The organism is Glaciecola sp. HA4-3 (assembly GCF_055693685.1).
In genome coordinates this window covers 3,448,689-3,463,453 of sequence record NZ_CM146340.1, presented here as the reverse complement: position 1 = coordinate 3,463,453, position 14,765 = coordinate 3,448,689, and the positions used below count along the sequence as shown (strand labels likewise).

Sequence of the window (14,765 nt, the reverse complement as noted above, 5' to 3'; positions counted from 1 at the left end):
TATCAGCTCAAAAACAATTAGACTGCTTATAAGCATTAAGCAACTCAATACATTTATTATGCGCAATCAGCTAACCTTATTGGTAATCCTCTATACTTGCATTATTGATGTGGCGAATGCTCATGTGCATAACACCAATAATGAACAAGTTCCTATTGAAACCATCGCATTAACCAATAACATTTATATGCTCAGAGGTACGGGTGGGAATATTGCTATTGTGCGCGGTAAAACCCACACAATTATGATTGATAGTCAGTTCACAAAAGCGTCAAGTTCGATAAAAGAGGCTGTATTGAACATTTCACCACTACCAATAAAATATTTGATCAATACTCATTATCATTCTGATCATACTCAAGGAAACGAGCACTTTCACGGTCCTAATATTACCATCATTGCACATGCGAATACTCGGCAGATATTAAAAGCGGCATCTACAACACACGCGCCCAATTCGCGCTTACCTCAACTCTCAAATCAAGCTTTACCTTATGTCACTTTTGATAAGCAACTGCAACTTCATGAGGATGAAGAAACTATTGAAATTATTCATTTCCCCAATGCCCATACCGCTGGCGACATCGCGGTGTTTTTCAAACAATCAAATGTTATTCACACCGGCGACTTGTTTTTTGTAGGAGTCACGCCTTTTATTGATACCGATAATGGTGGATCGTATCAAGGGTATTTAGCGGCAATGAAAGCAATATTGGCGCGCAGCAACGGCAAAACGAAAATCATACCTGGGCATGGCCCATTAGCGAATAAAGCGATGTTACAAGAAGCTTATGAAGCGTTGATTGAGTTTGACCCAACAAGTCTTGATTAAGCAAAAATAGGCTTATAGACGTTTTTCAAGTGATGCCAATGCATCAGACAAAATAGTGTCAACTAATTCGAAAGCACGTTGTTCGTCACCTATTTTAATACTATCAAATACATCTGCATGAAAACTAATATCTGTATTATTCACGCCCATATTTTGATTGTTATAGCGAATACTTACTCTCAATGCAGCCTTTACAAACTGTGTTAATTGAATAAAGAAACGATTACCACTGGCCATTAGAATTGCATTTAAGAAATTAATATGAGCGTCTAGTTGATCATCTAAACCTTCACGAGCATCCGCTATTTGGAATAAAGCTGTTTCAAGCGCGGCTAATTGTTTAGGCGTCGCATTGCGGGCAGCTAATTTTGCAGCGTTGGGCTCTATAGCATGCCTAACTTGCGTGAATTCACGAAGTAGGCTTAATGAAGGTTTACTTTGTAAAATCCATGAAAGCACATCACTATCAAACAAATTCCATTGCGTTTCAGGTAATACTCTAATCCCTTTTTTGGGGCGCGACGAAATCAAACCCTTCGCTGAGAGCATCTTAACTGCTTCTCGGGTAGAGCTTCTGCTTACATCAAACTGTTCACATAGGACGGCCTCAGAAGGCATTCCCTCACCAACAGGGTAATCCCCATTAACAATTAAAACACCCAGTTTATGCGTTAGTTGTTGTGTTAAATTGTGTGTACGTGACATCTGCGTTATTAACTTCTTTAACTTTTTATGTGATTTATCTTACTTTAATTGTCATACTTTTTGTAGCTTAAAGATAATACTGGTTTGTGGGAAGGTAATAGGTAACTGCATACCAAAAGACATAAGCGCCTGTGCACTAAATACTTGTCCTTCAATTTGTGTCAACAAAGAAGGTGTATACTCTTGTAATTTCGTCGGCCACACTACACTAAATTGATAATTGCTGCCTTGGCTCAAGGCCGATAAATCGGTATTTGCGAGGCATAGTACGCCGACTCTCATTAACACTGTTATAGCTAAATAATGCTTGTGATTTATCTTGAGCGACCACTCCAAAGTCAATTGAATCGCCGTTAGCATCAAAGCGATATAGTCGACCACTATGAATTAGCTCTCGGTGCTTAGTATGTAGCGCTAAACCTGCGCGTAATTTTTGTTTATCATCTTCATCTAATTCACGCGGGTCCATTTCCATGCCCATGCTACCAAACATCGCAACCGCAATGCGGGTATCCATGCTTATTCGACGGCCCGTGATATGACAGTCTCGTGGACCAACATGCGAGCCCATTATGATACTTGGAATAAAAAATGAGCAGCCCCTCTGAATCAGCAAGCGATCAAGTGCATCATTAGAGTCTGAGGTCCAAACACGATCAGTATGTTGCAACACACCAAAATCGATACGCGCGCCACCAGAAGAGCAGCTTTCAATTTCTACATGAGTATGTTTTGCTTTTATGTTGGATATCAAGTCATAAACAGCTTTGGTTTGCTTATGAATCACTGTTTTCCCGTGCGCATCGCCTGTATGGTTGATATCTCGATTCATATCCCACTTTATGTAGGTGATCTGAGGATAATCTGATAACACCTTGTCGATATGTGAAAAAAGATAGTCTGTAACTTCTGGCCGAGTCATGTCTAGTACATATTGGTTCCTAAACAAGGTCATTGGGTTTCCTTGAGTGCTAAGTACCCAGTCAGGATGTGCCCGGTATAAATCACTATCTGGATTAACCATTTCAGGCTCAAACCAGATGCCAAATTCCATCTTTTTACTCAAAACGTGGTCAATAATGTCTTGAAGACCTAAAGGGTAGATCTGTGTATCAATGAGCCAATCACCCAAACCTGCTTCGTCGTTGCGCCTGCCCTTAAACCAACCGTCATCAAGCACAAAACGCTCAGCCCCAACATCCGCCATGATATCCGCAAGCTGCTTCAGAGTTTTGGTATCATGATCAAAATATATACCTTCCCAAGTATTATAGTGAACAGGTCTGGGGGTAGATACGATCTTATTGGACAACAAGTGAGTGCGCACATATTGGTGAAAATGATGGGACAACTCACCAAAACCATCATGTGAGTATGACATGTATAAACTTGGTGACTCATAGCTCTCATTTTTTGCTAATCCGAGCTCTCTATCACCTAATAACTCCCCCATTTGCAAATAAGTTCGTTGCTCAGGCAACAATTCGACGCGAGTTCGATGATTACCACTCCATCCAAGATGAAAGCCATAACATTCGCCTTGTGTCTCGTTAGCGTAAGCATCATGCAAAACCACACCTGGGAAGTTATCATGAGATGTTTTACCTTTTCGATTTTCTCGAACATATGCACCTAAGAAAAGGTCAATCGATGTTTGCTGGAACTCCATTGACCAGCGCCCTTCAAATGACATTATTTTACTAATGTGATCAGGCAAAGTGATTGTAGGCGCGGCGCAGTCGGTAATATGTAAGGGTTCTTCTTGTAAATTTGTGATGCGGGTATTGGCTTTTAACACATGAGAGTCTGGGCATAACTCAATGGTATGAACTAATAATATTTGACGGGCATTGTCTTGTGACCGAAATATCGCTTTGTGAGGCTTATTGTGCTCAATCTCGCATAGCACAGGATTGGCTGACCAAGCGTCCTTATTATTACTAAGGTTTAAGCTAGGGCTACCCGTAAAACCAGCGCCTAAAGTAGGCGTAAAACCTATTGGGATCTCTTGTGCAAGCGAGCACTTTGCTTCTTGCCTTATGGCTAGCATTCCAAGCATTGAATTGGTGTGCGCATTATCTTGAAGCCGTTTGCCAAAATACAATACAACCGGCACACCACTGCGACAATCAATAATTAAACTAAGGTAACTGGTATGTAAGTGAACAAAATCATCAACATTGGTCATAAGGCAATTCTTCAATAAAACTCGTTATTTAGGTAAGAGTGTAAATTTATTGTACACCAATGTAAATAAATCATATAAATATGTTAATTAAAAGGTATCGATTAATTTTCAATTTGAGCTGTCCTACCAACTAGCTTTTTCATGTTTAGGTAAAACATCAAACATGTCATTTTTTAGCTTTCTCTGTTCAGCCGAAACAAACACCTCTGCTTCTAATAATGTATTTAACATATGTTTGACTGATTGAGTCTGTGCTTGAGTGAAGCTGGTGTAACTTGGAGCTACCACTGCTTTTAAATTCGAAAGTACCTCATCTCCTCGGCCAAACAAGTGGACACTTGCACCCAATAAAGATGTAGCTTGCTGTTGTGTTAATTTAAATTCTGATTCAAATAAGCCAAGTATGGTCTGCTTTTGTTCACTTGTCATATCGCCATCTGACTTTACCAAAGCAACTAAAAACAACGCTGCTACATCCATTGGTGAGTCAAGCGCATAGGCTGGTAATGTTTCATACTGTTTTCTGAATTTACGTCTACGATGCCAACTAAAAGGGTTAAGCCAACCAATATCAACACCACCATCTTGCAGTCTTTTAAATAAGACTAAAATGGTCACTACTAAGCCAAGAAAACCTAATACAATATGCATATAACGTCCTTATTTTCAGTTATAAGGTTCTTAATTTTTTATCAGGGTTAATGAAAAACATTTTTTTCCATCCTTGAGTTTGCGTGGTAATTAACTAGGGCATGGGCAGCAACGATACTATAGAGTAATGAACGTGGGCTGGTTTGCCTCGCGCATTTCCTGTATCTCCCAAAGTCCCAATTTGCTCTTTACCACTTACAAAACGTCCATGCTCAACCGAACTGTTGTCCAAATGCGCATAGTAATGTATTCGCCATTTAGGTCCCAATATAGCAACAACATTTCCACCTTTAGGCAAAGTGTCTGCAAATATCACCCAACCGCTAGTTGCCGCTATAACTGATGTACCTTTTGTGCCAAAGATATCAATGCCTTTATGCACAACAGAAGTACCCCATGGTTCGTACCAAAACGTATCCTTATTCCAATCAGCAGACGTGGCACCGGAAACAGGAACTGTAACATCTTCAGGAATAAGTAAACCCGCTATCAGTAACATCAAGACACTGATACCGGTTATTTTTATCAGTTTAGAAATCGAGGTTTTATCAAGCACTCACAGTACCTTTTTTAACTAATAGATACTCTTGATATAGAGATCGTAATAGCGTTAATGAGACAATAATAAGCAATATGCCAATAATTTTGCCCGCTAAAACCGGTGTAAAAATCTGATAAAAGCTCCAAAGTATAAACATAGCAAGTTCCACTGCACCTAGTTTATAAGCCCAAATTTTATTCGTTTTTAAGCCCTTTAGTAACAGCATATTAGTACCAATCATAAGGACGGAAAGTGGTGTTACATAAAAGAAACTATATATGCTGACTTTCTCATAGTCAGTTAGGATACTAATAAAGACACCAACGTGCGCAAGCGCGCATACCAACACTACAATCAGTAATACAAAGCTAAACCCAACAGATACCCCTTTCACCTCGTCCTCCTTTTTGATATAGCGCTTGCCCTTAAAAACACCTACAAATACCTTGTATTATTCACTCGGTAGATGCCGACCTACAATATCTAGCAGCCATTTAAAAATAGCGCATTACCAGCGCTATTCTATCAAACTATATCGCGTAAGCTTTTAGCTATATGAATTATGCGTCTGCTTCACTACCCACCCACTGAAACGCGGGTGCTTGTTTGTAAAAGACCCAGTTAACAAGTAGAGCAAGGGTAATACAACTGAGCAAAGTAATGAACATCAAGTGGATATAATGTAATCCAAACGGGGCAAAAATCGGTGAAAACTCAAAGGATAATGCTCCATAAAGTAATACACCAAAGACAACTGAGAAAATCCCAGCGCCTGCATGAACATTTTTAAACGCTAGCCCCAAAATGAAGACCGATAGTATCGGCATACTCAATAAGCCGTATAATTGTTGAATCAAATTAATAATGCTATCGGCTTCTTTATATACTAACACTAAGGCTAATGCTAAAAGCGTCATCAAAGCTGTTACCAAGCTTGAAAGGCGCTGCACATTAGGCTTTTTGTCAAAGTATGCTTCGTGAATATCACAAACGTAAAGGGCTGTAGCAGAATTTAAATTACTGTTAAATGTAGTGAGCACTGCTGCAGCCATCGCAGCGGCAAACACACCACTTAAATAACTTGGCAATAAGTCTGCTACTATGGTCCCGTAAGCCGCGTCGCCAATATCGCCATATAGTTTAAATGACACTATCCCTGAGCACTACAATAATAGCTGGCACAATTAACAAACGAATACCGGCGGCTGCAAACACACCCTTTTGTGCTTCTTTGATATTTGGCGCAGCCATGGCACGTTGTGTAATGACTTGGTTGGTACCCCAATAGAAGATTTGAATAAAAATCATACCTGTAAGCAAAGTGTGCCAAGGAATAGGAGACTCATCATCACCAATTAGGGTTAAGCGCTCAGCAGGAATGCCTTCAAAATTGTAATCAATTGCATTTAGTGCCAAAAATACCACTACCACTGCCATTACTAATAAAATAACCCCTGAGAAAGTGTCTGACACTGCAACCGCTCTTAAGCCGCCAAATATTGCGTATAGGGCACCTACAACGGCAAAAACGACGGCGATGTACATGATTGGTATCTGTATATCAAACATGTTTTGCATGAACAATGAGCCACTATAAATAACAGCAGGACAAAATATTAAAGCCGAACCTAAGAAGAAAAGAAGGCTGATTATCGCTCGGATGTGCTTGTTGTTATAACGCTGCTCAAGCAGTTCAGTTGTTGTCGTGCAGTTGAATCGATAATAAATTGGCAGAAAAACCTTTGCTAATATGAACAAACCTACAACAGCTGATAGTTCCCATAGCGCTAACAACGCCATTTGATTACCATTCATACCAACTAATTGGTCAGTACTTAAGTTTGTCAAAGTAATAGAGCCCGCCACAAAATACTAAGGCTAATCCACCGCCGGCTAAAAAGTATTCTTTGGTATCATTAGTCGAGTTATGCTCTTTACCTCGGCATTGCAGATACGTGAAAAGAGCAATCGCAAGTGTGACAAGCAAAAATATTGCTATTTGGATAAAATCAGCGTTCATATTCTTCTTCTTTTTTAATATTGAAACAGCGTAATTACTGTGACTAATTATTTTCTTTGCTTACTTCCATCTTTACATTTTTAATATATGGCTTTGTTTCGTGAAGATTATTTTTATTGATCAACACATTTAGCTGAAAAATAGACATCAACATGCCGTATATAGGCATAAGATACCCTGCATCATTAAGCTTCTTTAAATCATCAGCTGATAGCGTACGCAATGCGTCTTCATCAATGGTGTGCAAGCCTGTTATTTTGTTTACTGTGGTGTCTTGCATGATCACATTTAAATCGACTGCTTTTATCAGCTTCATCTCTTCTAGCATCTGCGCCATCCTAAAAGTTTGTTGTGCTGCTTGCAGCTCACCTTCAAGCAACTGAGTCACTTGTGAAAGTTGCTCACTTGCTTGACCTTCAGATTCAAAAAGCGGCTTACCTTTAGTTTCAGACAAAGCCTTGCTACTAGGGTCAAAACCAATGGTATATTGTGTTTCATCTTTTGGAGATTGCATTAAAAACAACGGATAGGTTCGCGTTCCAGTGGGCTGATAGACCATTTCCCATTTGCCATCTTCAATGAAAAGATTGTCATTCATTTGGAAGCTTGTCATTGCAGAAAATGCCCAGCCACCATTATGATTATTACGAGTTAAAAATACCGGGTAGCAAGTGGCACAATTGCCAACTTCTGCGGCACCAACATTCAAAACATGTTGGTTTTTCGCATAAGCAATGGCTTCTTCAGGAACTACCTTAAGAGATTGGTGTAAAGTGCCGTCTAGTTCAGTTAGCGTTACCATAAATCGTTAAAATCCTTGTGTTGCTTGTTGTTTGGCTTTAGATACAGCCAACCATTTATTAATAAATTCCCGATGAGAGGGAAGCGTCTGCAGCATTTGTTTAGTCAATTGTTGGTTTTTTTGCATAATTAACCGTGCTTGCGCATCTTTATCATACAAGTGTTGATGTTGGCTAAAGTCTGGCTTAAACCCCATACCATACATGACATATTGATAGCTTGCAGCAGGGAACAACTCAATTGCGCTTTCAAAGTCTGCATGCGTAGGTCCTCGAAAGCCCCATACTTCTAAATCTTCTTTTAAAGAGTCGGGTATTGAATCACTTTGGGTATGCGCCTTCCAATAAGGCTCGTCACGCTTTGTAAGCATGTAATGTAATTTTAGAAAATCGATAATACGTTGCCATTTGTATTCCATTTGACGATTAAAACGCTTAGCAATCGTAGACATGATTTCTCGATTTGGTGGTAAGTTTTCAGCAACAAAACGTGATGAAATTTCAACCAACATAATAGCGGTGGCTTCAAGCGGCTCTACAAATCCGCCGGCCATACCAATGGCAACACAGTTTTTGTGCCACCACTTTTCACGATGACCTGAACTAAACGATATTTTCCGTGGTTCTATGCCTTTACCTTGCTCGCCTAAATAAGCTTTTAGATTATCGACTGCTTGCTCGTCACTTAGAAACTCACTTGAATAAACATGACCCACGCCACGGCGAGTGACTAATCCAATATCCCAAATCCAACCGGCATTTTGACCCGTAGCAATAGTATGAGAAGGAATAGGTGCCCCTTCATCTGGATAGGGAACATGTAAAGCCAAAGCGCTATCGTTGAACAAATACTTGTCCATTGATTTGAATTTCACACCCAAGGTTTCACCCATTAGTAGTGACTTAAAACCTGTGCAGTCAATGAATAAATCAGACGTGACGTTTGTACCATCACCCAACACAATGCTGTTAATATCGCCATTAGGATGCAAAACAACCTCATTAACGGTGCCAATAACATGCTTAACACCTAACACTTCTCGACAATGATGTTTTAACAAGTCAGCAAAAGCGCCTGCATCAAAATGATAAGCGTAGTTACATTGCCCGGAATATTCGCCTTCACTGATACTGCGAGGCGCTAAATTGGCCTCGCAAACATGATGTTGATAGTTTGATTCAATTGCATACTCTTCAATATTGTCTACATAAGGTGCAAGGTCAATGCGCCCGTAACCCAGCGGCACAGTAAAAGGGTGATAGTAAAAATCACCTGAGACCTTAACCCAATTTACAAATTTACCACCTTGCTTAAAGACAGCATTACAATGTGCAAATAAATCACTTTCTTTTATTCCAATGTCCTTCAATGTGTTTTTCATTGTAGGCTAAGGTGCCTTCACCTACACCAACGGTAGGAATATCTGATGACTCGACAAGGATAATTTCAAGCGTTTTTTGTTTTATTGCTTCTTTATGTTGCGCTGCAATAACTGAAGCGGCTAACCAACCGGCGGTTCCTCCACCAACAATTGTTATTTTTTGTATAAGATTTTGCATTATTCAAGCACTACCTTTGTGAACAACTATCTAAGCATTAAAGATAAAATGTATGTCTGGGCAAGTAAATACAGTTTAGCTTTTTTGCCTAACGCCGTTGGCTATATATCTTTGCAAGTTATGAAAAAAAGTGGCGATGACTTACATCATCACCACTTTGGTTCTTTATCAACTTTTTTAGAAAGTTGCACGTACACCAACTGCATAACGCGAGCCATTATCTTCTACAGAATAAATCTGATTAGGGAAACGACCCGTTTGGATAAGTTCTTCTTCAGTGATGTTAATCCCTTCAAAGAACACCGTTACGTTCTCGTTAATATCATAGCTTGCGCTAATATCAACTTGACCAAATTGCTGTGTATTGATTGGCTCGCCATTGAAGCCGTTATCAATGTTACGTAAGAAGCCTTCGCGGTTGTTATACGCGATACGAGCTTGCCATTCGTCCTTCTCATAAAACACAACCAAGTTTTGTGAATTACCAAGACCTTCAAGTGCAAATCGAGTATCTGTATCAGCGCCAAGCTCTACTGAGCTGTCGACCACTGTCGCGTTAGCAGTAATACCAAAGCCATTTTCAAACACATGCGTTACTGCAATTTCGTAGCCAGTAACTCGTGCAGATTCACCATTTTGCGGTCGACTCACACGATACGTTTCTTGTAAACCGAACAATTCTGACGCGGTGCTTGGATCGTTAGGATCTAAGCCAGCACACAGTGCATCGGCACAAACAAAATCAGCTTGGTTAGCACGGTCATCAAGAGTGTAGACTTCTTCGCCAGTTAAGGTAGTAATAAAGTCTTCTACTTCTTTACTGAACACAGCGAATGTAAAGATACTTGTATCAGCATAATACCACTCATATGAAATATCCCAATTGCTAGAACGGAACGGATTCAAAGCAGGGTTACCGCCGCTGGCCGTTAAGTTTTGACGACGAGGCTCGTTAAATGTTGTCGCTGGAGACATGCTGTCCATGGTTGGACGAGTCAATGTGTCGTATACAGCAAAACGTAAAACCATATCTTCTTCGACTTCTAGCTTCATGTTAACGCTAGGAAGAAGGTTCGCATAAGACGAACTCTCAACAATGTTGGTTGCTGGCCCAAAACGGTTTGCAAACAAAGTTTGGTCTGTTGTAGGTACTACATCAGAAATAAAACTTTGTACCGCAGATACATCAACATCAGTTTGTGAATAACGCGCACCCACGTTAACAAATAAAGGCATATCACCTACATCTGTTTGGAAGTCAAAATCTACGTATATTGAATCGATTTGCTCGGTTATTTTATAACGGTTGTTTTGAAGCGTTGGTAAAATTGGATTACCGCTTTCAGCCAAGAAATCAACATATGCATCACCATCGTAGGTGTAGAAGGTATCAATCAAGCCAGAGAAGAAGTTATTTGCCGTAAACGGACGGAAATTAATTCTATCTAAAGGAGCTGGTGTACCATAACCACAGAATGCGCATTGGCTAGCAAAGATTTGGAAAACGTTTTTATCGCGGTCTTGACGGTAAATACCAAATTTAGCACCCGTAAATACATCACCACCAGACTCATATTCGAAGTCCATTTTTACTTCGACAATTTCGTCTTCAAACGTTGGTTGATTGCCTTTTTCATTATAGTGAAGGCGAGCTAAGCTAGGATCTGGCAAGCTGCCATTTCCAAAGCCGTCGTGACGCACGGTAGGCAAACTGCCAGTCCCATCGAACGAATAGCTATTAATTATGCCCACTACATTGAAGCGGTCTTTACCTGCACGTTCGTTTTTAGCCGTAGACTTTGATGCATCAAAGGTAACCGTTAATGCGTCATTGATAATGCGCTCTATGTTAATACCGTAGATACCATTTGAAACATCACGACTGTTACGTGTAGTTGATACAAAATCTGTCGCCGGGTCACCAGAACCTACCGACAAGCCAACGTCTTGTGTAAAGCTTAGCAATGTGCCTGTCGCTGGATCAATGGTAGCTGAACCAACACGGTCTGGTTCAAACCAAGAAGCCAAATCCGTCACAAGAGAATCAACTTCAAAGCGAGAGAAAGCACCATCTAAGGTAATCGTCATATCATCCGATGCAGCGTACTGAAGAACAAGATTACCGTTTGTACGTACGCGCTTTTGATTATCAACGATTTGATCCCAGTTTCTTGGAATAAATGCATTGGTAAATAACACGCCACTTTGTGCATTTGAAATAGTTTGCCCTGGACGCCAGCCAGCAGTCGAAATGCTATTAATTTGGACTTCACGCTCTTCACGGCTAAATGAAGCTAGCAAACCTAATTTACCTTCATTGAAGGTATTTGATATTAATCCTGAAATGGTAGGCGATGTTTCTTCTGATAAACTTTCGTACATACCTTTGACAGAAACAGAGGATGTGAATCCATCATAGTCAAACGGACGCGCGGTTATAAGACTAACTGTTCCACCGATGCCACCTTCTTGCATACGAGCAACGCCAGTTTTAAATACATCAGCACCCACGATTTGGTTAGCAGAAAGAGAATCAAATGCGAATTCACGGCCACCCGTTTCGGATGCCATTTGACGACCATTAACTAATACAGTGTTAAACTGTGGGCCAAAACCACGAATAGTTACTGCTTGGCCTTCACCACCGTTTCGGTCAATCGAAACCCCTGTAATACGCTGAAGTGATTCAGCAACATTCAGGTCAGGAAACTTACCAATATCTTCGGCTTTGATACCATCAGATACTAGGTTGGCATTTTTTTTGTCATCCATCGATGCCTTAAGACTGCTTCGATAACCACTAACTTGAATTATTTCAACGTTGTCTGTTGCTTCTGCGTCCTGCGCAAAGGCCGCTTGAGAAGTAAACAGAGCTCCCATAACAGCAGATGCTACCGCTGTGTAAGATCCTATTTGCTTTAAGGTTTTTGTTTTCATTTTCATCCCTCACTAAGGTGTGTGTGTGCGCTATAGTTTTTGTGTGCGTCTATAGCGCTTTTGACGTAAGCTTTGTCAGTAACAACATAGGTCAGAAACCTATTTATCATATAATAAAGCTAAACTGCGCAATTTATCAACCAAATAACAACATTTAATTAACAAATTTTATCGTTTTTATGGATACTAGACTATGATTTTAAATGATAGAAAGATATACCTAAAAGTGTAAGATGATGTTTCATATAATAAATATCATATATTTGTAATTTAATTTAAGCACTATACAATAGATTTATATTTATCTGATAAATACTATTAATAAAAGGTGAGATCATGAATCAAGGACAAAACGCAGCTCACAGACGCTTTAATCCACTTAATGGCGAATGGGTAACTGTCTCTCCACACCGAAATAATCGTCCTTGGTCAGGTGCCAGCGAAGCAACTAGTGACGAAGTATTACCCGAGCATGATGAAAATTGCCCTTTGTGCCCATCAAATACGCGCGCGAATGGCGCAAAAAATCCTGATTATACGGATACCTTTGTATTTACCAATGACTTTGCAGCCCTTACCGATATTAGTGAAGAACAACACAACGTTCATGAACTTTTTACAAGTAGTTCGGCTACTGGACTTGCCAAGGTCATTTGTTTTTCTCCTATTCACAATAAAACACTGGCACAAATGAGTGAAAGGGAGATTCTCGCGGTGGTTAACACCTTAGCAATCGCAATACGTAGAAATCGCAAAAACATATGCATGCGTGCATATTTTCGAAAACAAAGGAGAAGCGATGGGGTGTTCTCAACCTCATCCTCATGGTCAAATATGGGCACATCAGCATTATTCGACAGAAATAGAACGCGAAAACACTCGCCTTAAAGACTACTTCAATCGAAATGGCGTTGATATGCTAGGCGAGTATATCAATCAAGAAGCGGTCCATGGTGAACGCACAGTGTATGAAAATGATAGCTGGGTTGTGTTAGTTCCTTACTGGGCAAAGTGGCCTTTTGAAACAATCTTAATTAGCAAAGATCATGTGACTGATTTTAGTCAATTAAATCCTTCTCAAAAGCAGCAACTTGCCGATGCTGTCAAAATAATTACAAGCAAGTATGACAACGTGTTTAAGACAAGTTTTCCTTATTCGATGGGGTGGCACTGCGCACCATCGGATCTAAACGATACCCGGCACTGGCGCATGCATGCCCACTTTTATCCGCCTTTATTACGCTCTGCAACCATCAAAAAACATATGGTGGGATACGAAATGCTTGCTGAGAGTCAGCGCGATTTAACTGCGGAACAGGCCGCTGCGATATTAATAGCAGCAAGCTCAATACATTATAAGGACAACAACTAGTGCACATTAGCCCTGAACTTATTAATGCCTTTATGGATGTGTATCATACATCACCTAACTTTTATGCTACTGCACCCGGTCGTGTCAATGTGATTGGCGAACATACTGATTACAATGAAGGTTTTGTTTTGCCTGCAGCGCTGCAATTTAGAACACAAGTGTTAGCAAACAAGCGTGATGATGGCATCATAAATGTGCGTTCATTGCAGTATCCTGAGCAAGTCGATTCATTTGAGATTAACAACGATATTGTTCAAGGTGAATATGCATGGGGTGATTACATAAGAGGCGTCACAAAAGAATTGCTCGACATGAAGCTTAATCTTAGTGGTTGCGATATTCTCATTACAAGTGATGTCCCTCAAGGCAGCGGATTGTCGTCATCAGCCGCCCTAGAGGTTGCTATTGGAGGGCTATGTAATCATATAAATGATTTATCACTTAGTGAACAACAAATCGCTTTAATTGGTCAAGCAACCGAAAATAACTTTATTGATTGTCAATGTGGAATAATGGACCAACTCATTTCTGCTACAGCAATTAAACAACATGCTGTATTGATTGATTGCAAGGATCTTAGTACTAAGGCTGTCACTATTCCAGATGACCATGTCATTTTGGTAATCAATTCAAACTATCCACGCAAATTAGCGCAAAGCGAATACAATGAACGCCGCACTGCGTGCGAACTAGCGGCCAAAAAAATGAACGTTAGCTCATTACGCATGGCAGATATTGGTGCATTGGAAGAGATAAAATCCGATATCGATGAGCTTGTGTATAGGCGTGCCAAACATGTCATTACTGAAAACCAGCGCGTGTTAGATGCATGTCATGCTTTGCAAAGCAATGATATGAATACGTTTTACAACATCATGCGTGAAGCACATATTTCCTTAGTAGAAGACTTTGAAATTACCGTCGATGCAACGCAAGGCTTGGTCGATATTTGCTATTACGCTGCCAATAAAAAAGCTGGTGTCAGGCAAACAGGTGGCGGTTTTGGTGGTGCGATTGTATGTGTTTGTCCTAAAACACTGGCAGCTGATGTCACACTTGCAGTAAAAGAAAAATATCACAGTATGTTTGATTTACATGCTGATATTTATGAGTGTGAAGCCGGCGCTGGCTTACAAACACTGTCACTATAAAAAGGCAA

General features: G+C 40.2%; 7 protein-coding genes and 5 pseudogenes. 3 read left to right on the top strand and 9 right to left on the bottom strand.

The window, feature by feature from the left end; all coding sequences use genetic code 11:
* Positions 1-58: 58 nt before the first annotated feature.
* Positions 59-832, top strand: a complete 774-nt coding sequence (locus ACZ1G6_RS16530) for an MBL fold metallo-hydrolase (RefSeq protein WP_472617290.1) — start codon at positions 59-61, stop codon at positions 830-832.
* Between the two features lie 12 nt (positions 833-844).
* On the opposite strand, the gene ACZ1G6_RS16525 is transcribed toward ACZ1G6_RS16530, so the two are convergent.
* The 9 genes and pseudogenes from ACZ1G6_RS16525 to ACZ1G6_RS16485 all read right to left on the bottom strand — a co-directional run bounded on the left by ACZ1G6_RS16525 (position 845) and on the right by ACZ1G6_RS16485 (position 12,177).
* Entirely contained in the window at positions 845-1,537 is a 693-nt protein-coding gene (locus ACZ1G6_RS16525; protein ID WP_472617289.1) for a FadR/GntR family transcriptional regulator, read from the bottom strand.
* Positions 1,538-1,588: 51 nt separating this feature from the next.
* Positions 1,589-3,725, bottom strand: a pseudogene (locus tag ACZ1G6_RS16520) (alpha-galactosidase).
* Positions 3,726-3,848: 123 nt separating this feature from the next.
* Positions 3,849-4,376 carry a hypothetical protein gene (locus tag ACZ1G6_RS16515; RefSeq protein ID WP_472617288.1) on the bottom strand — a complete coding sequence of 176 codons (528 nt, stop codon included), beginning with the start codon at positions 4,374-4,376 and terminating at the stop codon, positions 3,849-3,851.
* Between the two features lie 19 nt (positions 4,377-4,395).
* A pseudogene (locus ACZ1G6_RS16510) lies at positions 4,396-4,875 on the bottom strand (M23 family metallopeptidase).
* Positions 4,876-4,924: 49 nt separating this feature from the next.
* Positions 4,925-5,311 (bottom strand): hypothetical protein, encoded by a 387-nt coding sequence (locus tag ACZ1G6_RS16505; RefSeq protein ID WP_472617287.1) that lies wholly within the window; start codon positions 5,309-5,311, stop codon positions 4,925-4,927.
* A gap of 166 nt (positions 5,312-5,477) precedes the next feature.
* Positions 5,478-6,937: pseudogene (locus ACZ1G6_RS16500) on the bottom strand (SLC5 family protein).
* Positions 6,938-6,980: 43 nt separating this feature from the next.
* Entirely contained in the window at positions 6,981-7,739 is a 759-nt protein-coding gene (locus ACZ1G6_RS16495; protein ID WP_472617286.1) for a SapC family protein, read from the bottom strand.
* A gap of 6 nt (positions 7,740-7,745) precedes the next feature.
* A pseudogene (locus ACZ1G6_RS16490) lies at positions 7,746-9,297 on the bottom strand (tryptophan halogenase family protein).
* A gap of 177 nt (positions 9,298-9,474) precedes the next feature.
* Complete coding sequence (locus ACZ1G6_RS16485) at positions 9,475-12,177, bottom strand: TonB-dependent receptor (protein WP_472619004.1); 2,703 nt, start codon at positions 12,175-12,177, stop codon at positions 9,475-9,477.
* A 393-nt stretch (positions 12,178-12,570) separates the two neighbouring features.
* Between ACZ1G6_RS16485 and ACZ1G6_RS16480 the strand changes: the two are divergent.
* A pseudogene (locus ACZ1G6_RS16480) lies at positions 12,571-13,606 on the top strand (UDP-glucose--hexose-1-phosphate uridylyltransferase).
* Positions 13,606-14,757, top strand: coding sequence for a galactokinase (gene galK / locus ACZ1G6_RS16475; protein WP_472617285.1), 1,152 nt, complete (start codon positions 13,606-13,608; stop codon positions 14,755-14,757). Before ACZ1G6_RS16480 ends, galK begins: the two are co-directional and overlap by 1 nt.
* Positions 14,758-14,765: the final 8 nt, after the last annotated feature.

What these genes read in the sequence shown, in the direction of transcription:
- ACZ1G6_RS16530 (WP_472617290.1), top strand. Translation starts at nt 59, where the DNA reads ATGCGCAATCAGCTAACCTTATTGGTAATCCTCTATACTTGCATTATT.
- ACZ1G6_RS16525 (WP_472617289.1), bottom strand. Translation starts at nt 1,537, where the DNA reads ATGTCACGTACACACAATTTAACACAACAACTAACGCATAAACTGGGT.
- ACZ1G6_RS16515 (WP_472617288.1), bottom strand. Translation starts at nt 4,376, where the DNA reads ATGCATATTGTATTAGGTTTTCTTGGCTTAGTAGTGACCATTTTAGTC.
- ACZ1G6_RS16495 (WP_472617286.1), bottom strand. Translation starts at nt 7,739, where the DNA reads ATGGTAACGCTAACTGAACTAGACGGCACTTTACACCAATCTCTTAAG.
- ACZ1G6_RS16485 (WP_472619004.1), bottom strand. Translation starts at nt 12,177, where the DNA reads ATGGGAGCTCTGTTTACTTCTCAAGCGGCCTTTGCGCAGGACGCAGAA.